General features: G+C 35.8%; 26 protein-coding genes and 4 tRNA genes. 4 read left to right on the top strand and 26 right to left on the bottom strand.

Annotated elements, in window-relative coordinates:
• Positions 1 to 48 precede the first annotated feature (48 nt).
• The 26 genes from BUE84_RS05300 to BUE84_RS05175 all read right to left on the bottom strand — a co-directional run bounded on the left by BUE84_RS05300 (position 49) and on the right by BUE84_RS05175 (position 23,537).
• The gene (locus tag BUE84_RS05300; protein WP_079240781.1) at positions 49 to 2,391 is read right to left on the bottom strand and encodes a GumC family protein; all 2,343 of its coding nucleotides are present in this window, start codon (positions 2,389 to 2,391) and stop codon (positions 49 to 51) included.
• A 3-nt stretch (positions 2,392 to 2,394) separates the two neighbouring features.
• Entirely contained in the window at positions 2,395 to 3,105 is a 711-nt protein-coding gene (locus tag BUE84_RS05295) for a polysaccharide biosynthesis/export family protein (RefSeq protein WP_238594364.1), read from the bottom strand.
• Positions 3,106 to 3,433: 328 nt separating this feature from the next.
• On the bottom strand, positions 3,434 to 5,347 hold the full coding sequence (locus BUE84_RS05290) for a polysaccharide biosynthesis protein (RefSeq protein ID WP_079240779.1): 1,914 nt from the start codon (positions 5,345 to 5,347) through the stop codon (positions 3,434 to 3,436).
• 233 nt (positions 5,348 to 5,580) lie between these two features.
• Positions 5,581 to 5,654: transfer RNA gene (locus tag BUE84_RS05285), tRNA-Asp, on the bottom strand.
• Between the two features lie 31 nt (positions 5,655 to 5,685).
• Positions 5,686 to 5,759: transfer RNA gene (locus tag BUE84_RS05280), tRNA-Asp, on the bottom strand.
• A gap of 33 nt (positions 5,760 to 5,792) precedes the next feature.
• Positions 5,793 to 5,866, bottom strand: a tRNA-Asp gene (locus BUE84_RS05275).
• 31 nt (positions 5,867 to 5,897) lie between these two features.
• Positions 5,898 to 5,971, bottom strand: a tRNA-Asp gene (locus tag BUE84_RS05270).
• A gap of 126 nt (positions 5,972 to 6,097) precedes the next feature.
• Positions 6,098 to 6,415: a thioredoxin gene (gene trxA / locus BUE84_RS05265; RefSeq protein WP_027374941.1), complete on the bottom strand. Its 318-nt coding sequence runs from the start codon at positions 6,413 to 6,415 to the stop codon at positions 6,098 to 6,100.
• An 84-nt stretch (positions 6,416 to 6,499) separates the two neighbouring features.
• Positions 6,500 to 7,675, bottom strand: a complete 1,176-nt coding sequence (locus tag BUE84_RS05260) for a cysteine desulfurase family protein (protein ID WP_079240778.1) — start codon at positions 7,673 to 7,675, stop codon at positions 6,500 to 6,502.
• A gap of 2 nt (positions 7,676 to 7,677) precedes the next feature.
• A complete protein-coding gene (locus tag BUE84_RS05255) occupies positions 7,678 to 8,145 on the bottom strand; it encodes a hypothetical protein (protein WP_079240777.1) in 468 nt (155 codons plus the stop codon).
• A gap of 24 nt (positions 8,146 to 8,169) precedes the next feature.
• Complete coding sequence (locus BUE84_RS05250; RefSeq protein WP_079240776.1) at positions 8,170 to 8,757, bottom strand: HAD-IB family hydrolase; 588 nt, start codon at positions 8,755 to 8,757, stop codon at positions 8,170 to 8,172.
• A 3-nt stretch (positions 8,758 to 8,760) separates the two neighbouring features.
• Positions 8,761 to 9,486 carry an SDR family NAD(P)-dependent oxidoreductase gene (locus BUE84_RS05245; RefSeq protein ID WP_079240775.1) on the bottom strand — a complete coding sequence of 242 codons (726 nt, stop codon included), beginning with the start codon at positions 9,484 to 9,486 and terminating at the stop codon, positions 8,761 to 8,763.
• Complete coding sequence (locus BUE84_RS05240) at positions 9,486 to 10,805, bottom strand: FAD-binding oxidoreductase (RefSeq protein ID WP_079240774.1); 1,320 nt, start codon at positions 10,803 to 10,805, stop codon at positions 9,486 to 9,488. The genes BUE84_RS05245 and BUE84_RS05240 overlap by 1 nt, the downstream gene beginning before the upstream one ends.
• On the bottom strand, positions 10,802 to 11,689 hold the full coding sequence (locus BUE84_RS05235) for a decaprenyl-phosphate phosphoribosyltransferase (RefSeq protein WP_079240773.1): 888 nt from the start codon (positions 11,687 to 11,689) through the stop codon (positions 10,802 to 10,804). Before BUE84_RS05235 ends, BUE84_RS05240 begins: the two co-directional genes overlap by 4 nt.
• Before the next feature lie 107 nt (positions 11,690 to 11,796).
• On the bottom strand, positions 11,797 to 12,486 hold the full coding sequence (locus BUE84_RS05230; RefSeq protein WP_034697463.1) for an OmpA family protein: 690 nt from the start codon (positions 12,484 to 12,486) through the stop codon (positions 11,797 to 11,799).
• A gap of 25 nt (positions 12,487 to 12,511) precedes the next feature.
• Positions 12,512 to 13,003, bottom strand: a complete 492-nt coding sequence (locus tag BUE84_RS05225; protein WP_034697462.1) for a lipocalin family protein — start codon at positions 13,001 to 13,003, stop codon at positions 12,512 to 12,514.
• A 124-nt stretch (positions 13,004 to 13,127) separates the two neighbouring features.
• On the bottom strand, positions 13,128 to 14,810 hold the full coding sequence (locus tag BUE84_RS05220) for a S8 family serine peptidase (protein ID WP_079240772.1): 1,683 nt from the start codon (positions 14,808 to 14,810) through the stop codon (positions 13,128 to 13,130).
• 87 nt (positions 14,811 to 14,897) lie between these two features.
• Complete coding sequence (locus tag BUE84_RS05215) at positions 14,898 to 15,521, bottom strand: WbqC family protein (RefSeq protein ID WP_185103729.1); 624 nt, start codon at positions 15,519 to 15,521, stop codon at positions 14,898 to 14,900.
• A 59-nt stretch (positions 15,522 to 15,580) separates the two neighbouring features.
• The gene (gene lepB / locus BUE84_RS05210) at positions 15,581 to 17,227 is read right to left on the bottom strand and encodes a signal peptidase I (RefSeq protein WP_079240771.1); all 1,647 of its coding nucleotides are present in this window, start codon (positions 17,225 to 17,227) and stop codon (positions 15,581 to 15,583) included.
• 134 nt (positions 17,228 to 17,361) lie between these two features.
• A complete protein-coding gene (gene dapB / locus BUE84_RS05205; RefSeq protein ID WP_079240770.1) occupies positions 17,362 to 18,063 on the bottom strand; it encodes a 4-hydroxy-tetrahydrodipicolinate reductase in 702 nt (233 codons plus the stop codon).
• Between the two features lie 63 nt (positions 18,064 to 18,126).
• Positions 18,127 to 18,765: a DUF5683 domain-containing protein gene (locus tag BUE84_RS05200; RefSeq protein WP_079240769.1), complete on the bottom strand. Its 639-nt coding sequence runs from the start codon at positions 18,763 to 18,765 to the stop codon at positions 18,127 to 18,129.
• On the bottom strand, positions 18,766 to 19,656 hold the full coding sequence (locus tag BUE84_RS05195; protein ID WP_034697457.1) for a ParB/RepB/Spo0J family partition protein: 891 nt from the start codon (positions 19,654 to 19,656) through the stop codon (positions 18,766 to 18,768).
• Positions 19,657 to 19,725: 69 nt separating this feature from the next.
• Positions 19,726 to 20,499 carry a ParA family protein gene (locus BUE84_RS05190; RefSeq protein ID WP_002981269.1) on the bottom strand — a complete coding sequence of 258 codons (774 nt, stop codon included), beginning with the start codon at positions 20,497 to 20,499 and terminating at the stop codon, positions 19,726 to 19,728.
• 164 nt (positions 20,500 to 20,663) lie between these two features.
• On the bottom strand, positions 20,664 to 21,506 hold the full coding sequence (locus BUE84_RS05185) for a hypothetical protein (protein ID WP_079240768.1): 843 nt from the start codon (positions 21,504 to 21,506) through the stop codon (positions 20,664 to 20,666).
• A gap of 253 nt (positions 21,507 to 21,759) precedes the next feature.
• Positions 21,760 to 22,047 (bottom strand): hypothetical protein, encoded by a 288-nt coding sequence (locus BUE84_RS05180; RefSeq protein ID WP_079240767.1) that lies wholly within the window; start codon positions 22,045 to 22,047, stop codon positions 21,760 to 21,762.
• Positions 22,048 to 22,250: 203 nt separating this feature from the next.
• A complete protein-coding gene (locus BUE84_RS05175; RefSeq protein ID WP_079240766.1) occupies positions 22,251 to 23,537 on the bottom strand; it encodes an adenylosuccinate synthase in 1,287 nt (428 codons plus the stop codon).
• Positions 23,538 to 23,717: 180 nt separating this feature from the next.
• Between BUE84_RS05175 and BUE84_RS05170 the strand changes: the two genes are divergently transcribed.
• The 4 genes from BUE84_RS05170 to BUE84_RS05155 all read left to right on the top strand — a co-directional run bounded on the left by BUE84_RS05170 (position 23,718) and on the right by BUE84_RS05155 (position 26,423).
• Positions 23,718 to 24,302 carry a hypothetical protein gene (locus BUE84_RS05170; protein ID WP_079240765.1) on the top strand — a complete coding sequence of 195 codons (585 nt, stop codon included), beginning with the start codon at positions 23,718 to 23,720 and terminating at the stop codon, positions 24,300 to 24,302.
• An 18-nt stretch (positions 24,303 to 24,320) separates the two neighbouring features.
• Positions 24,321 to 25,247, top strand: a complete 927-nt coding sequence (locus tag BUE84_RS05165; RefSeq protein WP_079240764.1) for an alpha/beta fold hydrolase — start codon at positions 24,321 to 24,323, stop codon at positions 25,245 to 25,247.
• A 31-nt stretch (positions 25,248 to 25,278) separates the two neighbouring features.
• Positions 25,279 to 25,824: an AAA family ATPase gene (locus BUE84_RS05160; RefSeq protein WP_079243858.1), complete on the top strand. Its 546-nt coding sequence runs from the start codon at positions 25,279 to 25,281 to the stop codon at positions 25,822 to 25,824.
• Between the two features lie 80 nt (positions 25,825 to 25,904).
• Positions 25,905 to 26,423: a hypothetical protein gene (locus tag BUE84_RS05155; RefSeq protein ID WP_079240763.1), complete on the top strand. Its 519-nt coding sequence runs from the start codon at positions 25,905 to 25,907 to the stop codon at positions 26,421 to 26,423.
• The last annotated feature ends 227 nt before the right edge of the window (positions 26,424 to 26,650 follow it).

Raw genomic sequence — 26,650 nt, 5'->3', positions numbered from 1 at the left:
TATGTGATGTTCTTACTTTATTTAATGTATATTTTGAAGATAAATTGATTATTTATTGAAAAGCTTTTGCCACCAGTTTTTCTCCTTATCAGTGGTATATCCGTAACCGTAGCCATAGTTGTATCCATACCCATAACCACCAACATTTTTAGAAACATCATTGATTACAAAAGAGACGTTTGATATTTTTGATTCTTTAACCAGTTTATTTGCGAAATCTATTAATATTTTCCTTGACACTCCCGATCTCACAACGTATAAAGAAGCGTCTGCTGTGTCAGAAATACTCAATGTATCTGAAACAAGCATCAGTGGAGCAGAATCGATCACAATATATTCGTAACGGGACGACATTTCACTGATAAGATTCTGATAACGACCGTTGGAAAGAAGCTCTTGGGGGTTTGGAGGAATAGATCCCGCATAAATTACATCACATTCAGGATTGGTATCGGAAGTATGTATAAGATCTTCTACATCTGTTGTTTCATCGTATAAATATTCCGTAAGACCTGCATTCTTAACACGCTCATCATCATATCTCTGTATCTGTGGATTTCTAACATCCGAACCAATTAGTAATGATCTTCCGTTTTTGCTTCCCAATGTCAGAGCAAGATTCACTGAAACCAGTGTTTTACCTTCTCCTTTCACTGAAGAAGTTACCAGTATGACTTTCGCCGAATCTTTCTTAGGAAGTAGAAATTTCAGGTTGGAAACCAGTATTCTAAACGATTCCGCCAATTCGGAGAAATCATTTCTCTGTACCAAATGATTCTGATTGTCCTTCAACGATGGTATATCTGCTAACACTCCAAGTGGCGAATTTTCCGTAATATCTGTTCGGCTGTAGATTTTATCATCCCACATAAAGAAAAGATAGAATACTCCCAACGGTAACATTAATCCTAATAAAGCCGCTGCTAAAAGAATAATATTTTTTTTAGGTGAAACCGGAATATCATCAGTATAAGCAGGGTTTACAATTTTAGCTTTCGGAACATTTACCGAAAGATTAATTGCATTTTCTTCTCTTTTCTGTAAAAGGAAAAGGAAAAGCTGTTCTTTAAGATTCTGCTGACGTTCGATACCTCTATAGATTTTTGACTGTCCGGGAACCTTTTCAATCATGCCTGTGCTGGCAGAAATCTGGCTGTTTATCTGTGCGATAGAAGCCTGAACAGTTGCTTTTTGCTGACGGATGTTATCTCTTACAATTTCTTTTAGTGAAGAAATTTCTTTATTCATTTCTATCACTGCAGGGTTCTCATTCGTTGCCTGCTTCAAAGTTTTATTTCTAGTGATAACAAGATTATTATACTGTAAAATAGCCTGTTCCAAAGAAGGATTAAGTCCTAAATTAGAAGGCATAAGCTGATTATCTCCTTTTGAAGCTTCATTTTGAAGAGAGTTAAGAAGATCCAGCTGGGTTTGTTGCAGAAGAAATTGTTTTGTGTTATCGTTTGTATTCTGAAGCGCCAGCTGTGCCTGCGCCTGTAAGTCTACGATTCGGTTACGGTTCTGGAAATCTTCTTTCTGATTCTCCACTCCGGAAAGATCTCGTGAAATAACCTCTAATCGTTTGTCGATAAACTCCTGAGTATTTTGAGCTTGTAAGTTTTTATCTCTTAGCCCATCCAGATTATACTGTTTGGTTACCTCATTAAGAATAGCCTCTGATTTTTCAGGAACAGTTCCTACGATCTTAATGTCCATAAGCATAGCCTTTTGATCCGGAAGATCAACCTGGATCTTTTTTTCCAAAGATTTCACCTTCTCTATAGGATTCCAGAAGACAATTTTATATTTATCTTTAAAGGTAAGACCCGGAACTTTTTGAAGAATTACAGTTCCAAAATCAAGAACTAGATTTTTATCGAAAGTTCCCTTTACTTTTTTGTTTTCCTTATCTTCCAAAACAAATTCGTTTCCGTTCACTTCTTTTACCATATATTGGGAAGAAACAAATTTTTTGGTATTCTTATAAGAAATAATTTTTGCAACAATTGGTACTTTGATAAATAATTCTGAATCCCTTATCTCACCCGAATTATAATATTGTATATTAAGATTTAGATTTTCAACAACTTTCATAAGGATTGGTCTGGAGCTTACCACAGCCACTTCACTTTTAAGTTCATCTGCGTTTCCTAAACCAAGTCCTAAGTTATCAAGATCAATTAATGCTCCTGTTAAATCAGACTGTTTTTTATCAAATTTTAAAGTAGTAGTCGATTCATATTGAGGTACAGCATATCTTAGATATATAAAGGCTATAATAACAAATAATAAGACAGATGCTATAAACCAAGGCCATTTTACTAAATATTTCCCAATGATCTTTCTTAAATTCAAAGATTCTTCACTTTCCTGAAATTCTATCTGCTGCATATTTTATTTTCGAGTTAAAGCAATAATAAGTGTACCCGCTGTAAGTAAAGCACCAATAATCTGGAATGTAAGAGCTCTGTTCGGATTTGAGTTAGCCTGAACCTGCTTATTTTTGTCCGGCTGTACATATAATATGTCGTTTTGTTTCATATAATAGTACGGCGAACTCACAATATCAGATCTTGTAAGGTCAACATTAACCACCTGGTCAGCACCATCTTCTCCTGTGCGGATAAGTTTTACATTGGTGCGGTCTCCGAAATCCGTCATATCACCTGCAAGTCCAAGTGCTTGAAAAATATTGATTTTCTGGGAGAGACTTTCTTTCTGTCCTGGTTGTTTTACCTCTCCTAAAATACTTACATTGAAGTTTTTAAGGGTAATAGTCACTAATGGATCTGTTAGATATCTCTTAAGACGTGATTCCAGTTCCTGTTTTAGCTGTACCTGTGTCATTCCTTTAGTATATACATTTCCTAAAACCGGAAAAGAGATATAGCCTTCTTCATTTACAAGGTATTGACTTGGTTCTACGTATTGGTTAATTCCTCTACCACTGTCGCTCCCTACTTTGTTTGCAGTATTAAGGTTAAAAGGCTTTACAGCAATTTCATCGAGTGCAGATACAAGAATTAGAAGTACATCTCCTTCCTGAATATGTAAGCCCTGAAATTTTGCTTTCGCAACTTCCTCTTCCATATTATGTTTCGACATATATACCATATTCTGCTTCGGTCTGCATGATAACAAAATAACCGATAACAATGTTATATATGTAATAATCTTTTTATTCATATGTTGTTTATTCTAAGTCTACTTGTGCTATTATTTAAAATCTATCTGAATTTAATTTAAGATACCTAATAGGAAGAAAACTAACCACATAAGTATTCCATATTTATAAGAAATTTACGAATGTGAGAGGTATTTTAATCTTTATATTTAAATTAATTCTTTCTCTAGCAATTTTCATTCCGTTTGGAATTAAAATAGCAAAATTATTATTTTATATTAGTTTTTTTATGTATTTTATTCTTTAATTTCATTCATATGCTTTATGTTCAGATATTTTGTCAAGAATTTCAAATTCAGAATTATTGCTTTTAAATTCCGGGACAATTATTTTTAATATTCTCACAATCTGCAAACTATCTTTATTCATTGCTGAAAGAATGATTTGCTTGCACAAAATATCTATATCTTCAAACTTCATCAATGGATCTCTGGATATCATAATTTTCTCATGATGGGTAGGAATAGTCGTAGAATTATCTGTTAAAAGTTCTTCATACAGTTTTTCGCCAGGTCTTAACCCAATAAAATCAATTTTAATATCGATACCCGGAGTATATCCTGATAATTTGATCATTCTTTCCGCTAAATCCAGAATTTTAACTGGTTTACCCATATCAAAAACATAAATCTCTCCTCCCTGCCCCATTGTTCCTGCCTGAAGTACCAGTTCGCACGCTTCAGGAATCGTCATAAAATAACGAATGATATCGGGATGAGTAATCGTTACCGGACCTCCTTTTTCAATTTGTTTTTTGAAATGCGGTATCACTGAGCCATTGGAACCTAATACATTTCCAAAACGCGTTGTAATAAATTTTGTTGTATTCTCCGAAGAATTTTGTAGAGACTGTACAAAAAGTTCAGCAGCTCTTTTAGATGCTCCCATTACGTTGGTGGGATTTACAGCTTTGTCTGTAGACACCATCACAAAACGATTTACATTATATTTTTTCGATAAGAGTGCTACATTTTTAGTTCCCCCAATGTTGACAAAAATAGCTTCATGCGGATTATCTTCTATTAATGGTACGTGCTTGTAGGCTGCCGCATGATAAACTATTGAAAACTGATAATCATCAAACAATTTTTCCATTCTGGAATAGTTTGAAATATCAGCCAGTATAAATTTGAACCTTTGGTTTGGGAACTTTTCTAATAAGTCAAGCTGCAATTCATATAAAGGAGACTCAGCCTGATCTACGACAACAATCAATGATGAATTTAGCTGAGCAACCTGTCTTACAATCTCACTTCCTATAGACCCGGCTCCTCCGGTTACCAGAATATTTTTATTAACATGAAAACATCTTACCTCATTGTTTTCTATTTTAATTGTCGGACGATTCAGTAAATCTTCAATCTGAAGAGGACGGATGCTTCTCACCTTATCATCCTCTTTTATGATATTGGTTACGGGTACTTTTAATACTTTCAACCCTTTATCCAATGCAAAGCTAGTCCATTCTTCTATCTCTCGCTTTGTCATCACATCTTTGATTAAAACCGCATCAAATTGTTCTTTCAAAGTATCGCTCCTAAGAAATTGTTTTTTACTATAAATTTTATGGCCAAGCAACCTTGCTTTTTTAGAATCCGATCTTGCACTAAGAAATCCTGCCAGCTGATAGGGATGATCGGGATTGTGAATAATAGCCTTTGCTAATGACACGGAAGTATCCTCTACCCCAACAATAGCAATTCTAGCTTTGGATGGAGTATCCTTAGAATCTATTAAGACACCGAAAAGCTCTTTGATTGCCATTCTGAAAAAGAACATCAAAAAAATGGAGATAAAGAAAAATAAAAAAAGAACAGGGTATAAAAATACTGGTTTACCCAATATCAGTTCTGACATAAAATTCAGTCCCAGCAAAACAATAAGAGCACTGCCTGAAGACCATACAATTTTAAAAAAATCAAAAAAAGTAGAATGTCTGATAATTCCCGCATACGTTTTGAACAGAACTATACACAGAATATTAATAAGCACCACTGAAAATATTTTTTCCTTTTGATACTTAATAAAATTGAGTTTTACCTCCAGACTATTCAGAAGAAAATATGAAACTAAAATTGAAAAAAAAATGACAGAAATATCAATAAGAAAAACCGACCACCTGGGTATATACCTTAACTCCCTGATTTTAAAAACATTCCCCATACACAAATAAACCTAAAGTATCTTTTTCATTATTTCAACAATTGGTGGTTTTTATTATCGAGCGAAGATAATAATTATTATTAATATTTTTAATAGCATACGTTAATTTTTATTCAAAATATAAATCAATAGTGCCAAGATATTTTGACCTAAAATTCATACGCATACTCTCAAAAAAAAATACTGTAAAATATAAATTTTACAGTATTTTGACTACTTTGATATCGCAGTTGCGATCCGGACGGGACTCGAACCCGCGACCTCCGCCGTGACAGGGCGGCATTCTAACCAGCTGAACTACCGGATCAATTTTTTAAAAGAAATTGAGAAAACTTCTGCGATCCGGACGGGACTCGAACCCGCGACCTCCGCCGTGACAGGGCGGCATTCTAACCAGCTGAACTACCGGATCAATTTTTTTTAAAAGAAATTGAGAAAACTTCTGCGATCCGGACGGGACTCGAACCCGCGACCTCCGCCGTGACAGGGCGGCATTCTAACCAGCTGAACTACCGGATCAATTTTTTTTAAAGAAATTGAGAAAACTCTGCGATCCGGACGGGACTCGAACCCGCGACCTCCGCCGTGACAGGGCGGCATTCTAACCAGCTGAACTACCGGATCATTATTTGAAAGAACGTCGTTTCTTTTTCGTGGTTGCAAAATTACAACTTTTTTTGTTATCTGCAAATTTTTTCAAAAAAAATGCCTTCCAATACTGGAAGGCGTTCATTATCAAACTTATTTTTTTTATAAGTGAGCGCTTAATTTTTCAGCAATTACCTCTTTTGGAGCTACACCTACTAATTTATCTACTACTTCTCCATTCTTAAAAATAAGAACTGTAGGAATATTTCTGATACCATACTGCATAGAAATCTCCTGGTTGTTGTCTACATCTACTTTTCCAACTACTGCTTTACCTTCAAAATCTGATGCTACTTCTTCGATGATTGGTCCTAAAGTTCTACAAGGTCCGCACCATACTGCCCAGAAGTCTACTAATACCGGTTTGTCTGATTTTAAAACCGTATCCTGAAATGAGCTGTCTGTAATTTCTAAAGCCATTTTTGTTTCTTTTATTTTAATTAATATTATTTTTCTTTTAATCCTTTATTGGATGTTCAAAATTACGCTTTTTAGAGCACAAGCCTATCTATGCTCAACATTAGTTTTTTCTATAGTGTAATCGCTTGAAATTTCCTTTAATGCATTGACCAATGTATCAATCTCCGCTTTGGTCGTCATATGGCTGAACGAGATACGTAATGGAGTACAATGATCCATTTCGTCCTCAGAAAGTACCATCATCATTACCATTGAAGGTTTTGAGGCTCCTGATGAGCATGCACTTCCCTGAGAGATAGCAATCCCTTTCATATCTAATTGAAGTCCTATCAGTGGATTTTTATAAGGTAATAAAGCACTTAAAACTGTATAAAGACTGTTTTCCTTTTCAGCACTTCTTCCATTGAATTTAATTCCTTCTATTTCGGCAGAAAGTCTTTCAATTGCATAATCCTTTATACTCTGCATATGGTTGGTATATTCCTCGATATGATTCAGAGAAAGTTCTAATGCTTTTCCTAATCCTACGATACCACAAACATTTTCAGTTCCTGCTCTAAGGCTTCTTTCCTGAGGTCCTCCGGTAATAATTCCTTTTAAACCTGTTGCTTTTCTGATAAACGCAAATCCAGCTCCTTTTGGACCATGAAATTTATGGGCACTGCAGGATGCAAAATCTACAGGAATATCAGAGAAGTCAAGGTTCATATGAGCCATTGTCTGTACCGTATCTGAGTGGAAAAGTGCATGGTGTTCTTTGCACAGCTGGGCAACCTGTTTAAGGTTGATGATATTCCCAATTTCGTTGTTGGCATGCATTAAGCTAACCAATGTTTTTTTATCTGAAGCTTTTAAAAGTTCTTCTAATTTAGCAAGATCAATATCTCCTTTTTCATTCGGGCGGATGTAGTTTACTTCTACTCCTTTTCTGCTTTTCATATCCAGAATACTTTCAGAAACGCATTTATGTTCCAGAGGAGAACTGATGATTCTTTCTACTCCAAGGTGTTCTACCGAGGATTTGATGATCATATTATTTGATTCGGTACCACAGGACGTAAAAATGATTTCAGCAGGAGTTACATGAAGATAGTCTGCAACCTGTCGTCTTACATTTTCAATAAGGATTTTTGCTTCCTGACCAAAACTGTGTGTTGAAGACGGGTTTCCGAAATTCATTTTCATAGTGCCAACCATTGCATCTATAACTTCTTCTGCAAGCGGAGTGGTTGCGGCATTATCTAAATATACTTTATCCATTATTATTTTGAATATTTTAATTCTACAGAGGTAAATTTATAATCTGTGGGAACAGTAAATATAAACCAAGGGCTTGAGATCACCTGAATTTCCATTCCACCGGAAGGTTCTCCAGCCGGAACTTCTACATACAGAATCTGATTTTTCACAGATATACTTTTAATCTCTTCAATTTTGTGGCTCCCTGATCTGAAGGTTCCCAAATTGTATAAAACGACTTTTTTATTTTTCGGAAACTGCGGATATTTGATATAAGATTCTTTTCCTATTTCTGAAATACCAAAACTTCCGCTGATAATATTGCGGAAATCTTTTTCTTCCTTAATAATTCTAAAGCCGGGAGTATCTGCTCCTCCCTGGGATTCAGAGACAATAAGTTCAGCATTTCCCTGCGCAGGAGAAGACTTCTGAGATGAAGTGCTTGCACAGCTCATGAAAATTGCTGCACATGCGATTAACAGGCTTTTCATTTTTTACAATTTTATCTCCCAAAATTAGTGAAAAAATTGGTAATGTCCCTCATTTGCCCATTTCAACATTGGCCGATCTCCTGAAGTATCACCAAATGCAATAATCTTATCGTATTTAGAATCGTTAATTTCTTCTTTAATTCTTACCAGTTTTTCTTTCCCGTTACAGTTTTTTCCTACAAAATTTCCTGTGAAAACTCCGTTCTTAAACTCTGCCCGCGTAGAAACAAGTTCCATTTTCAGCTCATCAGCGAAAGGTTTCACCCAGATATCTAATGAAGCGGTTACCAATAAACTTTGTGTATTATTCCTATCGATATTTTTTATAAAGTCTAATGCATTTTCCCTCACTATTTTAGGATAATGGTGTTCAAAAAACTGTTTAGATTTCTGTTCAATTTTTTCCTGAGTCTGGCCTCTTAAAATAGAGCCTATAAAGCTTTTTTTCACTTTTTCTGTTTCAGCAAGTTTCAGCTTCAGCAGAATAAAGAGAGGTACATGTCTTAAAAATTGTATACGATATTTTGTAGAATCGTAAAATTTAAGATACATAAACATTGTATCTTTATAGGTAAGGGTTCCGTCAAAATCAAAACAATACAATTTTTTCATTTTTTAAAGCTTTAATTTCTTGAATATAAACTCAGGGATATTCCTGATAATCATCATAATAATACTCCAAACCGGCAAAACATATGCCACATTTCTCCTCTTTTTGAAGGCATTGTAAATACAGGAAGCAGCCTGTTTGGGACTTGCTGTCAGTTTCGGATTTAAAGGCAGACCTTCTGTCATTTTAGTTTCCATAAACCCCGGTTTTATGGTAAGAACGTGTACTTTTTTTTCAAAAAGGTAGTTTCTCAACCCACTCAGATAAGCAGTAAAAGCTGCTTTTGCACTTCCATAGATAAAATTGCTCTGCCTTCCCCGGTCTCCTGCCACAGATGAAAGCCCGATAATCGTTCCGGATCTTCTGCTTTCAAACTTATGAGCAAAATAATTTATCACAGGAACCAGTTTTGAATAATTGATATCAATGATACGTTCTGTATTTCTGTTATCATACAATCCTTCTTCGGTTCCTTCTCCTAAATATCCTACGGCACAAAATAATACATTTGAATTGATATTATCAAATCTATTGTAATCAATTTCTTTAGTCAGATCCAGTTCAATGACTTCCGCCTGTTGTAGAAACTTCACATCGAGGTGTCTTGCAAAACGCTCTGTAGTTTCTTTATTTGAGGTAAAAAGATAGATTTTTTCAAACTTCTCTCCTTCCTGAAGTGCCTTTTCCACAAAAGCCTGTGCCACTTCAGATGTACTTCCCAGAACTATCATTATGAGTTATTATTTATGATTCTTTTGTGCTGTAAAGACACAAATTTAGGATTTTGAATATTTTTCAGGTAATTGGTAAGGGATGATCTGCTCATGCTGTCTTTGGTAAGATAAATTCTTCCTCCAAACTCCTGAACAATAGCATCCAGCTGATCTACCAGTTTTTTCAGTTTTGAATTAACTTTAAAATCAAGAGCCAACGTATACCCTTCCACAGGGAATGAGTTGTAGGCCTGGGGATTGTTTTTTCCAAAAAGTTTTAAAACCGCTAAGAATGAACCGTTCCCGCTTTTGGCAATCGTTTCAAGAATTCTTTTCATTCCTTCTTTTCCTGCTTCTTTAGGAATTACCATCTGATACTGTATAAAACCGGATTTACCGTAGATTTTATTCCAATCTGTGATGGCATCCAAAGGATAGAAAAACGTCTCATAGTCGATAAAGTTTTTCACTTCTTTTTTAGACTGTTTTTTATAGTACAGCCAGTTGAATATTTTTACGGTAAAGGCATTCAGTACAAATCCCGGAAAATAAAAAGGAACGGTAGGTTGTAATTTTTTCTTTAGTCTTAAAGGTGTTTTTGAAAAACTCTGGGGAAGTTCATGCTGAAACGCATGTTCTCCTCTCATGAGAATACTTCTTCCGATATTTTTTCCTTTCTGAAGACAATCAATCCATGCAACAGTGTAGGTCCAGTTTTCACTTTCATCAAAGAGCTTAAATATCTCATCAAGATTGTCTGCTTTTATACTTTCCTGACGAATGTATGCAGACTCTATATTTTTGAGTTTAAATTTTGCGGTAAGAATAATTCCTGTAAGTCCCATTCCTCCAATGGTAGCCCAGAACTTTTCTGCATTCTCTTCTCTGGAACAGGTAATAATTTCACCTTTCTCAGTCATTAACTTAAACTCGATCACATATTCTGAAAAACATCCTTCTGCGTGATGGTTTTTTCCATGAACATCGGAAGCTATAGCTCCTCCTACTGATACAAATTTTGTCCCTGGAGTAACGTATAGAAAATATCCCTGTGGAACCGCTATCTCCAGTACATCTGAAAGCAGTACTCCGGATTCACATTCTATGATTCCGTTCAATCGGTCAAAATTGATGAATTTATTTAATTTTTTAGTTGAAAATATAGATTCTCCCAACGAAGCATCTCCATAGCATCTCCCGTTTCCTCTCGCAATAACCTCGTTGTGACTGAGTACAAATTCTTTTATTCTTCTGAAACTGTCCTCAGATCTCATTTCCTTCTCTACTATTGGGAAATTTCCCCAGTTTGTAACTTTCTGTATGAAATTCGGTTTCATTTCTTAAAATAAATTTGAATTAAAAATGCCACTACCCAAAGTAATAAAGTAACCTGTATGTAACGGTCTCTGTATACAATTTTTGTAGGAGATTCCGTTCTGTTATAAACCAGTGTCTGCTGAAGATATCTTAACAACGCGAAAACAACGAAAATTACAGTATAAAAAACTCTTTCGTGAAATCTCTCCTGAACTTCGGGAGAAAGGGTAAACATCAGGTAGCAAACAATAGCCAGTGTAATAGAAATGGATAAAGCAATATCTGCAAACTGAACATTATATCCATCCAGTGCCTTTCTTGTTTTTCCTGAAACCTGGGCATTGATAAGTTCTCCCCTTCTTTTTCCTATAGCCAGTACCAAAGCCAATACAAACGTCAACAGGATCGCCCATTGTGAGATACTGATTCCGGTAATATAACCTCCAGCCAGTACACGCAATACGAATCCTATGGCAATGATAAAGATATCAATGATAGGAACATGCTTCAGCCTGAAAGTATAGGCAAGATTCATCACCACATAAAACCCTATGATGATTGCAAATTTCCAAAGAAATTCATGGAAATAAAGTTGAGTAAAAAATACAAGAACTATATCAACCACGATGAGGCTTATAAGAATTCCTATCGCTTTTGATTTTGAAATAGCTCCGCTTGCTAATGGTCTTCTTCTTTTTTCCGGGTGCTTTCTGTCTGCTTCAATATCATTATAATCATTCAGGATATAGACCACACTTGCTGCAAGGGAAAATATAACAAATGCAAAAATGCTTTTGAGAAGCAGATCTATATTGGTAATATTACCTGAAAAGAACAGAGGGACAAATACAAAAAGGTTTTTCACCCATTGCTCCACACGGAGCAGCTTTAAATATTTCTTCATTTATGTTATTTCAAATACAAAAATAATAAATTCAAAATTTCTAGCATAAAAATACAAAAAAAACCGCCGGGGCGGTCTTTTACGAAAATATTTATATATTAAATTAACTATTGGCCTTGTTTGGCGTCGTTAATCATTTTTTCATTGGCAGTAATAGCAAACTCTACTCTTCTGTTTTTAGCTCTTCCTTCATCGGTATCATTGCTTGCTACAGGCATTGCTTCACCTTCACCTTTTGTAAACATTCTGCTTGATGCAATTCCTTTTCCTGATAAATATGCTTTCACAGCGTCTGCTCTTCTTTGAGAAAGTTTAAGATTGTACTCATCCGAACCTTTGCTGTCTGTGTGACCATAGATGTTGATATTGGTATCTGGATTGTTAACCAGTACTTCAGCTAATTTATCAAGGTTTGTCTGTGCTACAGAAGTAAGGTTTGAAGAGTCGAAAGCGAAGTTAACAATACTTTCATTCATGGTTACTTTAATACCATCTCCTACTCTTTCTACCTGAGCTCCTGGTAAAGTTTCTTTAATATCTTTAGCCTGCTTATCCATTTTGTTACCGATAACGTTACCTGCAACACCACCGATAATACCTCCTAATACAGCTCCGATAGCACCGTTTCCTCCTTTACCTACATTATTTCCAAGGATACCTCCAAGTACTGCTCCTGAAGCAACACCTACTGCTGTACCTCTTTGTTGGTGATTTGAATTCTGAACCGCTTCACAGCTTGTCAATAATAATGCTGATGACAAGAAAAGGGCTCCTACGTATGTTTTTGTAAATTTCATTTTTTTGATCTTTTATGTTGATAAATTATTTCATTCCTGTTCTTTGGAAGTTGTAAACTACTTTTACATTACCTCCTTCAAAAGGAACATCTTGCTCAAGTGAAAACTGATCTGTAGTCTGATTGATCATTGTAAGGCTGTAACCAGCTGTATTTTGTTTTGCTTTTGTACCTGTAGCAATTTTTTTAAACATAAACGTATTACCGCCTTTTACTTCAAATTTGATAGGTTGTGTAATTGCCGGGCAATCTCCACCACCGTTTAAAGTATACGCTCCTGTCCAGTTATTAGGAATCAATCTCCAGTGACTTCCTACGAAGCACTGTGCGTCTGCACCTTCGTCAAAAGGTTTAATTTTATAACCTTTATCATAATCTATGCTCACAATCTGCCAGTCTCCTTTCATTTTAAGGAAGTCGGCTCTTTGATTTTGAGATGTAGCTGCTTTGTTAACAGAGGAACACGAAACTGCAAAAAGTGATGTTCCCAACATCCCTGCAAGTAGTAACTTTTTCATTTTGTTGTTTATTATTTTGTTACTATAAAGTTACAAAAAACCGTGCCAAAATTTAAAATAAAAAATAAAAAGTCCGAAAAAATTCGGACTCTTTATGGTTTCTCCTTAAACAGAGGGAGATAAATTATTTTTTAACAGCCTTTTTTACGGATTTCGAAGGCTTGACAGTGCCTGAAGGTTTCCCTTTGTAGAAATTCGTATACGCATATTCTGCAGCTTTTTTAAGGTCTATAACTCCACCAGCCTGAGATTGGTCTCCAAACCCATCTGCTGTACTTGGATTGCTGCTTTTCACAAGAGCTTCAATGATCTGATAAGGTTTCAGGTCCGGCATATAAGCCAGTAAAACAGCTGCTCCTCCGGCTACAACAGGTGAAGCCATAGAAGTACCCTGAAGATATTTATATTCGTTTTTAGGAACGGTAGAATAGATTTCTTCTCCAGGAGCAAAAACGTTCACCATCTTTTTATTGTAATTAGAAAAATCTGCTCTCAGCGCATTGTTTTTATTGGTACTTGCACCTACCACAAGAACATTACTTACAAACGGTTTTTCGTCCGTAACGTTTTTAAAGTTGGTAGGATATGCCAGATGCTCTGCTACATCTTCATTTTCGTTACCTGCAGCCTTTACTAAAAGAACTCCTTTATCTTCAGCATATTTGAAAGCATCCCAAACCACATTTTTACCAGGAGAAACAGGTTTTCCAAAGCTCATATTTAATACTTTTGCTCCGTTATCTACTGCATATCTGATCGCATTAGCAACATCTTTATCTCTTTCATCACCATTAGGCACTGTTCTAACAGACATGATCTTAGCCACTTTGGAAGCGACTCCGTACTGAACTTCTTTTCCTTGCGGAAGTCCGGCAATAATACCTGCTACGTGAGTTCCATGTTCTGCATCCGGTCCTTCATAGTGATTATTTCCATAGATTTTTTCAGAATAATCATCGTAGTTATCCCCTACAATCTCTTTTCTCGGATCGTATGAAAGGTCATATTGTTTTGCTGCAGGAGCAAAATGATCGATGGCTTCTTTCATTTCCTCCTTCATCTTTTTTTCAAATTCTTCTGCTGATTTTCCTTTGAATTCCGGGCTTTGTGAAATCTGGCCTAAGAAATCCAGGGCAATAGCATCTCTCTGATCTGTTGGAGCTTTGATAGCTGCAATAGTTTCAGCGGTTACAGGCTTACCTCCTAATAGTTTTACCATATTAGGAATCAGCTCATTCAACATAGAATAGGTCTGAAAATTTTGTTTCGCCTCGATACTTTTTTTATTGAACATATCTTTGGCCTTCATGTACATCTCAAACTCCTCCTTCATTTTAGCCTGGTTGGCTTTATTCTTTGTGGAATCATCTCCTTCGAAAACAGGCTTATATTTGGCAACTACTCTCGTTACCTCCATGTTATCGATATCAATATCACCGTTTTTACCTCCTATAAAATTCCATCCGTGTACGTCATCAATATATCCGTTTCCATCGTCATCTTTACCATTTCCAGGAACTTCATTAGGGTTTGACCATAGGTTCTTTACCAATCCGGGGTGATCTACCTGTACTCCACTGTCTAATACACCCACCACTACGGTTTTAGGCTTCAGGCCTTTAGATTCCAAGTATTTATAAGCATTTGCTGTATTTACTCCATATACTTTTGAAGATGCAAAATCTTTATGATACCATGTCATCAAATCTTTATCTTCGTTGGGATCAATACTTTTAGCTTTAGATTCCTGTGCAAAAGAGAAACTAAAACCTGCTAAAAAAACTGCAGCTAATAATACCTTTTTCATATGTTGATATTTAATTTTTTAAAGACATATTCCAATCGCCACCTTCATGTTTTTTATCCTGAAAATTTTATCAAAAGCGATTGTATGCTAATATGATTGTTTTATATTTTTTATATATACCAATGATTCCGGGCCTTTATTACAAATAAGGTCAAGAACCGAAAGATCTTCCAAAAATCCTAATTTATCAGAAAATGTCTGGTAATATTCTTCCATCTGAAATTCTGAAGGAAGTTTTGCCGAAAACTTTTCTCTGAAATTAATACTCTCCGGATTTTTGATATATTCTTCATTCAAAGAGTGTGCCTTTTCTGTTTTCAGTATCTGTTGGATTACTTCTATTCCTTTAAGGTTAAAATCCAGAAGAAACTTTTCTTTAAGGTCAAATATTTTTCTGAACTTATCTTCATAATATTCGAAATAAGGAGAGCTCTGGTATGCGGTCTTAATAGATTTCCAGTGAAGTGTTCTCCAGTCTTCGCGGTAAGAGATTTCAACATCTTTAAATTCTCTTTTTCCGTTATGGTTGATAGGAATTATTAATGACAATTTTCCGTTAGCTCCGTAAATATTGGCTCTGTTTCTGTATGTCTGCTTCGGGAAGTTTTCAAACTGTTCAAATACAATTTCATTCTCAGGGTTCAAAAACACTGAGAACCATGAGATTGGGGGCATATAAAATGCCGGCAATAATACATTCGTCATATTCATAATGCAAAAATGAAGTATTTTTTCAAATACTTCATTCTATTTTAAGTTTAATTTTTCTATTATTCGTCTTCAGTTTTTTTCTTTCCGAATAATTTCATGAAATACTCCCATCCGAAGAATAAAATCAGGATCATCGCTGCAACCCACCAGTAAGAAGTTTTATTGGCTTCTCCTGTGTTGGTAGCTTTAAACATTCTTTCCCAACGGATTTTAAATGGTGCCTGATAAGTAGAGCTGCTGTCAGAGAATGCACCCTGAAGACTCATCCAGGTAAACATTGGTTTTCCGACAATATTTTCTTCCGGAACGAAACCAAAGAATCTTGCATCTAATGAAGCATCACGGTTGTCACCAATCATCATATAATAATCCTGCTGAATAGTATACTGACTCGCTTCTTTACCATTAATAAAGATCTTTCCGTTCTTTTTCTCTAAACTGTTGTGTTCATATTCAGAAATAATCCATTGATACATTGGAAGTGTCTCCTGATTGATCGCTACTACATCTCCTTTTTTAGGAATTCTGACAGGTCCGTACCAATCCTGATTCCAAGGTTTGTTTATTGGGAAAATGGATTGCGTTGTATCGATTTTAGTTTTAGCTTCGTCTCTGTAATATACTGCAGCTTCTCCTTTTGGTGAAACTTCTTCCTTCATATCAATAACGTGAGGAAGTTCTTTAATTTCTTTAGCCGTTTTATCCGTTAAACCCTGGAATCCATAAAGGAAACCTCCGTTATTCTGCTGCACTTCCTGAACTGGTAAAAATCCATAAGCTTTATATAAAGTAGTGATATCTAATTGCGCATCCGTTGTTACAAGGTATCTGTGCTGTACTTCCTGATCTCCTAAAACAGTCTCCGGCTTTCCGTTCACGAAAAGTCTTCCGGCTCTCATTTCAAAAGTATCTCCCGCTGTAGCCACACATCTCTTTACGTAAGGATCTTTTCTGTCAATAGCAGTATGTACTGAATCCTGAGGATAGTTGAACACAACTACATCATTTTTCTGTGGTTTATTGAATTGTAAAATTCTTGTGTAAGGAAGCTTTACTCCATCTACATAAGATTTAGGATCATCTTTAGGATTACCTTTCTGTCCTGTATCCATAATAGTTCCCTGAAGGAAAGGTATTGCTACCGGACGCATTGGAAGTCTGTACCCGTAGCTCCATTTGTTTACAAAAAGGAAGTCACCTACCAATAATGTTCTTTCCATAGATCCTGTAGGGATCCCGAAAGGCTGTGTTACAAAAACGTGAATAATAGTAGCGAAGACTACAGCAAAGGTAATAGAACCAATGAATGTATCTTTCTTCTTATCATTTTTCTCTTCGTCTGTAAGAAACAGATCGTTTGCATTTTCATCTTCTAACTCTACATCTTTAGAATAGTTGATAACCGCCATATAAATAAACGGCAGAATCACGGTAAGAATCTGATCTTTGAAGAGAGTTTTCCCAAACTTCTTCACTAAGTAAAGGTGGAAAACAGACATCATGATTGGCCCTACTATCGGAAGATAAGAAAGGATTGCCCACCATTTCGGATGTTTTGTTTCTTTAAGAATAATGAAATAGTTGTAGAAAGGGATAAAAGCAAATAAAGGGCTATACCCCATTTTTTTGAACAGTTTCCAAGATGAAATCCCCATCAATATGGATAGTATGAGGACATATACTGTATAAGTTAAAAAATAATTCATAAATTTTTGTGCCTATTCTTATGATATAAATAATAAAAATGATGAGTAATAAATGATAAAAGCATCCGCTGTTTACAATTCACTATTCATCATTTTCTGCTTATTGGTCTGCAATTTACAGAATTTGTTACAAATTAAAGCCCCAAAACGTCTTTCATTGCGAAGTTTCCTTTTTTATCTTTAATCCACTCGGCAGCGACTACAGCTCCCAGTGCAAAACCGTTTCTGTTGAAAGCGGTATGTTTGATCTCGATTTCGTCTACTTCACTTCTGTAATACACGCTGTGTGTTCCCGGAACTTCGTCTTCACGTACCGCAAAAATTCCAAGCTGCTTGCCTTCTGTTTCTTCCAGCTTCCAGGCATCGAATTTCGGATTGTTTTGAATGATTCCTTCTGCAATGGAAATTGCTGTTCCACTTGGAGCATCTTTTTTATGGATGTGGTGAATTTCTTCCAGCTGGCAAGAATATTCATCAACGTTTTTCATCAGATCCGCCAACTTTTCGTTGAGAGCAAAGAATAAATTCACGCCTAAACTAAAGTTAGAACCATATAGGAAAGCAGTATTGTTATCTACCGCCAGTTTTTCAATTTCAGCTTTTTGATCAAGCCATCCTGTTGTTCCGCAGATCACCGGAATTTTATTTTCAAGACAAGCTTTGATGTTTTCAAATGCAACTTCCGGTAGTGAAAATTCAATCACAACGTCCGGATTGTTAAGATTCTCAGCAGTTGGGGTTTCCTTCAGACGGGCAACTACTTCATGACCTCTCTTCTGTGCGATCTCATCAATGATCTTACCCATTTTACCGTAACCGACTAATGCTATTTTCATATAATCTTTTTATTTTTTTTACTCTGCATTCAATCCTCAGAACTCCTGCAGGTCTATTGTCTTTTAAAATCTGTAACTTAAACTGAATCCTGTTTTTGGTGCGCTGTACCCATACTGATCCTGAATAACCGATGGTTTAAAAACCAAATCCGGATCATGACGGCTTTCATAAAGATGGGCATCTACTACAGCATCTACAATATTCAGAATATAGATCAAACCTGTAATGGCAATGGCATAATCCCTTTGCCTTTTGGCTCTGTCCTGTGCATTACCCAAAGCTTTTTTGTCCAGCCACGGGTGACTGTCTACAAATTCATTAGGAGTACCATTCAGTTTTGCCACGTAATACTCACGGTATTTTTTGTATTGGTTATCATTCCATACGGCAATACCAACTCCTGCACCTACCGCTCCCCAAACAATGGGAATCTTCCAGTATTTTTTGTTATAAAACTGTCCTAATCCAGGTAAAACTGCAGAGTATAATCCGGCTCTGGTAGGGTTTAGCTTTATGGTTTTTGCTGTGGGACCATTGGCTTTTTCAAGGTCTTCAATAATCTTTGCTTCTGTTTTGCTTGGTTTTACCACACGAGATTCTTCTTTCGGAAGAGTCTGCATCCGAACGGTATCGATAGGTTTTACTTGTGAGTAAGCCAGTGCAGCAATACACAAGAAAAATGTGAAAAATATTTTCTTCATTTATTTAATATGGGATAAAATATATTCCAGCTCTTCTTCATTTTTGAAGTCCAGAACAATCTTACCTTTTTTACCATTTCCAGAAGATTTGATCTCCACTTTTACATCTAAGATATCTGCAATGGTCTTCTGGGCTTTTTTATAGTTATTGGAAAGCTCCACTTTTGCCTTTTTGGCAGCAGGAGACTTCGGGTTCTTCAATGCAGCAGCAGCCTGTTCAGCCTGACGAACATTTAATTTTTCTTTGATAATAAGATCAAATAAAACCTGCTGATCTTCTTCACTTTCAAGACTGATAATCGCTCTTCCGTGTCCTGCAGAAATTTCCCCGCTTCTGATGGCATTCTGAATATCCGGGTTTAATCTTAGCAGCCTGATAGAATTGGTAATGGTACTTCTGTCCTTTCCTATTCTCTGGCTCAGGTTTTCCTGAGTAAGACCGATTTCCTCTAAAAGCCTGTGATAGGTTAATGCTATTTCGATAGCATCAAGATCTTCTCTCTGGATATTTTCAACAAGAGCCATCTCAAGAAGCTCCTGGTCATTTACTAAACGGATATAGGCAGGAATAGTCGTTAACCCTGCAATTTTAGTTGCCCTGTAACGTCTTTCCCCGGAAATGATTTCAAACTTTTCACCGTCTTTTCTTAGGGTAATCGGCTGGATTACGCCTAAGTTTTTAATGGACTGTGCAAGTTCGTTTAATGCTTTTTCATCAAAATAAGTTCTTGGCTGCGTTGGGTTCGGATAGATATCTTCAAGCGCAACTTCCACAATATTTCCCACAAACTTATCTGCTCCTTCATCAGTAGCGGAATTGATAGTTGCTTTGGATTCTGCACTTAAAATAGCGCCCAAGCCGCGTCCCATAGCTCTTTTTTTGTCCTTCATAGATATAATTGATAAATGATGTTTGAAAAGTGATGCCGGGCATTCACTTGTTGGCCATTTATTATTAATTTAATTCTTTATTAAGTTTTCATTCTTCAAAAGAACTTCTTCAGCTAACTGAATATACTGAACCGCTCCTTTACTTTCTGCATCATAGTTCAGGATACTTTCTCCAAAACTTGGTGCTTCACTCAATCTTACGTTTCTGCTGATAATAGTTTCAAAAACCATTTCAGGGAAATGAAGATTTACTTCTTCAACAACCTGATTGGATAATCTCAATCGGCTGTCATACATGGTTAAAAGAAGACCTTCAATTCCAAGATCTTTATTGTGGATCTTCTGAACATTTTTAACGGTATTCAAAAGTTTCCCAAGCCCTTCTAATGCAAAGTACTCACACTGGATAGGAATGATGACAGAGTCTGCTGCTGTAAGCGCATTGACGGTAATAAGACCTAAACTCGGTGCACAGTCGATGATAATATAATCATAATCATCTCTCACACTTGCCAATGCTTTTTTCAGCATATACTCACGGTCTTCCTTGTCTACCAATTCGATTTCCGCAGCTACCAAATCGATATGTGACGGAATAATATCAAGGTTTGGAGTTGCCGTTCTTTTGATACAAACTCTTGTATCCGCACTGTGCTCCAGTAGATTATAGGTAGAATACTGAACATCCTCAACACCCAGACCGGATGTTGCATTCGCCTGAGGGTCAGCATCAATGATTAATATTCTTTTTTCCAATACTCCTAATGCTGCTGCCAAATTTACAGCGGTGGTAGTTTTACCAACACCTCCTTTTTGATTAGCAATACCTATGATTTTTGCCATTATTAGAACTTTAAGTTTCAAAAATACACTTTTTTCTTTGCTCTCGGTGAGTGGGGAAAATCAAAATTGAGTTAAAATATTGTTAATAAGCAATTTAACGATAAAAAAAATTATCCACAAAAAAAATTCTTTGTGGATAACTATTTGAAATTTACTTTTTCGTATTAATTCTCAAATTTCATGGAGATAGGAAATTTGAAATAACTTCTTACGTATTCTCCTTTTTTGTTTTTGGCGGGAACCCATTTTCCTTTATTGGAAATCATTTTAATTGTTCTCATTGCCTCATTATTAAAATCGGCGTTGGTTCCGTTAGCTTTTACCCCTGAGATGGTTCCGTCCATTTCTACAATAAAGGTAACTGTCGTCTTTACAACATCTTCTGATTCAAATCCTGAACCGTCAAAGCTGTTCATTACTTTATTTCTGAAGGAGTCTATTCCTCCTGCAAAGCTGGCTTCTACGCTAGGATCTCTATCAATTACTGAAGGGTCAGTTTTTTCAACTACAGGATCAGCCTTTACTGCAGGCGGCCCATCACCTCCGATAACTCTTGGAACAATCGGAATATAGGTGGTATTTGGAGTTTCCTTACCTTCTGATGTTTGCGTGCTTGCTACCGCGTTTATTTTATCCTCTACTTGTTTTTCATTGGTAACTATTGCTTTAGGTTCCGGCAATGTGTTATCATATGTCTTTACAGCAGGAGCTGGCGGAGTGGGTTTTACAATCTGCGCAGGAGGATCTTTGGGTTTATCATCCTCTGGAATAATCATCGGAGGAGGAAGTACAAATCCACCATCAGTAATCACTTCCGGAGTTTTAAATGCAGAAATTACAAATGGTGTAATTGATACTGCAGCCATTAAACTTGCTCCTATAAAAAGTGCTTTGGTTAATATTCTATCTGATTCGTTTCTTAATGCATAGGCACCATAGTCTTTATTGCGGTGCTCGAACAGAACTTCGTTAAAACGAAATTCCTGGTTTTGATTATGTTGTTTCATCACTACTACTATTTAAACTGTTAAAAATTGTGATTATTAGTTTTGTTAGTTCTTATCGATAAGCACTGTTGTAATATCAAAACATTTGCCAAAATTTTACCAAAACAACATAATATTAGAAAATTTTATGACAATGTTTAAATTTTAACATTTGTAATTAGAAAATTTCTCCAGAAAAACACTCTTATTTTTTCATAAAAACAAATAAGAGAAAAATAACACAAGTAACAGATTATTAAACTAGTACAGAAGACTAAATAAGCAACAGAAGAAGCGTAAGCGGTATTAATAACCCCAAACCATTAATAATAATGAGAATAACAGAACTGATCTTAGTTTTCGAATAACTTTTAGCAGCAAAATAGATAGCGCCTATGCTAAAAATCAAACTGCAGGCAATAAACAGAATCAGTAAAAAGTCTGCACTTACATTTAGCGGCAAGCCTAAATAAACAATAATTAAAACAGCATAGGCAATGGTAAAATATAAGCTGATCACAATATTGTCCAGAAAGCGTTGTGGTATTTTATTTTCTTCCATAATTTCTTATTTGCACTTTGTTTTAAGACAAAAGTATATAAAAATTTAAGATTGGAATTGTCTATTAAATAACAGGAAGTCTAACATCCTTGTCAAGGTTTAAAACCTTGACAAGGATTGATTAACAAACCGGTAAAGTAAACTTTAAACAAAAAAAGAGACCATCCTATGATGATCTCTTTGTTATTTTAAGTCTAAAAATATTAGAATAATTCTTTTCTGATGATGTTCTGACTTCTTTCAGGACCTACAGAAACTAAGTATACATTGATTCCTAAATATTTCTCAATAAACTCGATGTATTTCTGAGCAGTGTCAGGAAGTTCATCATAGCTTCTTGCTTTAGTAATATCTTCGCTCCAACCTGGTAAATCCTGATAGATTGGCTCGTAATTGTATAGCTTTTCTGTTGAAGAAGTGAAATAATCGATGATTTTTCCGTCTTCAGTTTTGTAGTGTGTTACCACTTTCAGGTTTTCAATTCCTGTAAGAACGTCAAGCTTAGTGATTACAAGGTTGTTGATACCATTGATCATACAAGCATGCTTTAAAGAAACAAGGTCTAACCAACCTGTTCTTCTTGGTCTACCTGTAGTCGCTCCGAATTCACCACCGATCTGTCTGATTTTTTCACCCAGTTCGTTATCCAATTCAGAAGGGAAAGGTCCGTTTCCTACTCTTGTACAGTATGCTTTTGCCACACCAATTAAGTTCTGAAGTGCAGTTGGCGGAACACCAGCTCCTGAACAAACACCTCCTGTAGATGGAGAAGATGAAGTTACGTATGGATACGTTCCGAAGTCGATATCAAGCATTAATGCCTGTGCTCCTTCGAATAAAACGTTTTTACCGTCTCTGATTGCTTCGTTCAGCTCTAATTCAGTATCAACGATTCTATCCTGAAGTTGTTTTCCGATTTCTAAATATTCATTGTAGATTTCTTCAACGTCTAAAGCTGGTTTTCCGTAATATTTTTCAAAAAGAGAATTTTTAACTTTTAAGTTTTTCTCGATTTTATCTCTTAAAATTTCAGGATTTAAAAGGTCTACCATTCTGATCCCGACTCTTGCAATTTTATCTTCATAACAAGGTCCGATTCCTTTTTTGGTAGTTCCGATTTGTGTTCCTCCGTGTTCCTCTTCACGGTAAGTATCCAAAAGGATGTGGTAAGGCATGATTACATGCGCTCTTCTGCTGATAAAGATATGATCTGTTCTCAAGCCTTTGCTCTCGATCTGACCAACCTCTTTAATGAAAGACTTAGGGTTTACCACTACTCCGTTCGCAATGATACATTTCCCTTTGCATTGAAGAACTCCTGAAGGAAGAAGGTGCAAAACGAATTTTTCTTCACCCACATAAACCGTGTGACCAGCGTTGTCTCCACCCTGGAAACGTACTACATAGTCCGATTTTGCTGATAAAACATCCGTGATTTTTCCTTTGCCTTCATCTCCGTACTGAAGACCTACAACTACATAAGTTGACATATTTTACTTTTGTTTTTAGATTCGTGCAAAATTACTTTTAAAAAAAATGACGACCAAATTCTAGAGGATATTTATTTTGGGTTGGGGTGAAAATCATGAGGTTGAAGATCACTTCATTTCTACCTTTTTACTTTCACACCTATATAAAATGGATTATATTTACTCGATAAATTATACTTCATGAAATTTAAAATTCTGATTCTATTTTTAATAGTTCCTCTGTTTTATATAAAAGCTCAAAATAAGGTAAATGATTATTTAAGTGTACCTGGACCTATCAATTTGAATCAAAAAGAATATAATTTAGTATGGAGCTCACATCCCAATGAAAATTATTACAAACAGGAATATTTAAACCCAAAAGAAAATATCAATCAATACAACAACATGGTTTTAATTGAGTTTGTAAAAGGAGATTTCACTCTTAAAGATATTATTGATCAAAAAGTAGGTGAACTTCAGGAGATGAAAAAAACTAATCCTGTTGTTAATTATCAGGTTCTTGAAAATAATGGAGAATATATTTTAGACTTTCTTATTAGTGAAAACTCAAAAAATGGCAAGGAAATACTGATTGCAGAAAGAAATATTTACCGTTATAAACTTATTAATAAAAACAAAAATAAAGGAGTTCTTCTTTTTGCCGTAAGTGAAAGAGGATATGAGAAAAATATGGATGCTTTCTTTGGTAATTTAAAAGCAAACTCTTCTCAATTAATTGAAATTGTAGGAAACTATAAACTTCCGGACATTGAGATAAAATAACGTAAAACCCTATTTATTATGCCAGTATCCCAAACATCATCATACCTCTCATCAAAAATAAACAACAAGTCCCAGCTTTTCTACACCTTGTTTTCTCCGGAAACAGCAAAATCTACCCTTCTCATCGTTCACGGCATGCAGGAGCACAGCGGAAGATATACTGAGATTGCAGAATATTTTGCAGCTCATGGAATTGCTGTATTGACCTATGATCATCTGGGACATGGAAAATCTGTAAAAGAGAAAAAAGACATTGGTTTCTTTCAGCTTGAAAAACCGGATGAAAGGCTTGTAGCCGATGCAGAAATGATGGCAGATCATCTTGCAGAGCAGTTCCCGGAGGTTCCTCATTTTATTATGGGACATTCGATGGGATCTTTTATCACCCGTTGTCTCCTTCAAAAGGCTAGCAATAAGTTTGCAGGAGCTGTCATTACGGGAACCGGCGGGCCTTTACCAGGAATAGATCTATTGAGAGCTTATTTATCATTAACCAATGCCATCGCCCCACGTCATCGTACTTTTTTGAATTCTGTTTTTACGAGTGTCAACAACAAGCATTTTAAAAAAGATAAAGATTTCAGTGATACCAGCTGGCTCAGTGTAAATCCTAACAACAGAAAAGCTTTTGAACAGGATGAACTTTGTGGTATTCCGTTTACTCATAATGCTTTTTATACTTTATTTACCATTTATAAAAAGGCTACAGCAAGAAACTGGGCTTCTTCTATTTCAAAGTCATTTCCTTTTTTATTTGTAAGTGGTGAGAATGATCCGATTGGAGATTTTGGAAAAGGGGTAATGCATACAGTCAACAACTTAAAGGCTGACGGTTTTCAGCATGTGGACGTGAAGATCTATCCGGAAATGCGTCATGAGATTTTGAATGAGGAAATACGGGAGCAGGTCTTGGATGAAATTGATCATTGGATTTCAAAACATTAAAAATTCCCGCAGATTTTATAAAATTAAAACCATGAGAATACATATTTTCGGAGCTTCCGGTTCCGGAGTTACAACATTAGGGAAGGCATTGTCTGAGGAACTCCATATTGAATACTTCGACAGTGATGATTTTTTCTGGCTTACCACATCAAATCCTTTTACGGAAAGACAAGATCCTGAAATAAGAAACGCAGCTGTTTCAGATAAACTTCACTCCACAGACAGCTGGATTTTTGGAGGTTCAATTATTCATTGGGGTGAAAATGTGTTTCCGGCATTCGATCTGATTATATTTCTCTATCTGCCATCTGAACTCAGAATGGAAAGACTGAGAAAAAGGGAATACGAAAGATATGGCGATGACATCATTACCAGCCCGGAAAGAGCCCAAAAGTTCCAGGAGTTTATGGATTGGGCTAAAGATTACGATCACAATACCGGTATTGCGAGCAGAACTTTAAAAGCCCATTTGGAATGGCTTTCCGGGATGAATACTCCTTTGATTGAGCTTTCAGGTGATTATGAACTGCACCAGAAGATGGATATTATTCTGAATACAATAAAACAGACTATATAGAGATTGCTTCGCTTTGCTCGCAATGACTGGTACTTAAAAAGGAATTGTTAATTTAGGACACTGAAAAAAAATCAATACCTGTGACTATAGAAGAACTTATAAAAGACAAAACTATAAAATCAAAGGAAAAAGTAGAAATCATCAGCCAGTGGATTATTGATTCTTCTTTGCCTGCCGATGAACTGATTGCTTTCGCAGAGAAATCAAAAGATCCAGCAAAAGCCACCTGCATAGAAGCCATGGAATATGCTACAAAACAAAATCCCAACCTTGCAGATGAAACCTTATTTTTATTTGTTACCCAAACGCTTACTGAAAAAGCAGCCAGAATAAAATGGGAAAGTGCTAAAGTAATAGGAAATACCGCTCATTTATTCCCTGAAAATCTGGATCAAGCTATCAGCAACCTTTTGGGCAACACAGAACATGAAGGAACTGTGGTACGCTGGAGTGCAGCATTTGCCTTGGGAGAAATTTTGAAACTGAAGACTAAGCATAATACGACTCTACTTCCAGCTCTTGAAAACATCAGTGAAAAAGAAGAGAAAAACAGTATTAAAAAGATTTATCTGGATGCGATTAAGAAAACGAAGAAATAATCTTTTTTCATATAAAATAAAAAACCCGGAAATCAATTTCCAGGTTTTTTTATGATAGGTTTTGGCTAATGTCAATGGATTCTTATTCTGTATTTAAAGACGGGCTAAAGCCTATCCCTATTGAATACCAACTACATTATTCATTCGCAGAAAATAAATAATTAGCATTTCGCAGAAACCTCATAATATTTAGATTCCTACGGAATGACAAAGTATGAATATAGTTC

The sequence above is a fragment of the Chryseobacterium indologenes genome, from assembly GCF_002025665.1.
Lineage (GTDB): Bacteria > Bacteroidota > Bacteroidia > Flavobacteriales > Weeksellaceae > Chryseobacterium > Chryseobacterium metallicongregator.
This window is presented reverse-complemented; position numbering and strand designations above follow the sequence as displayed.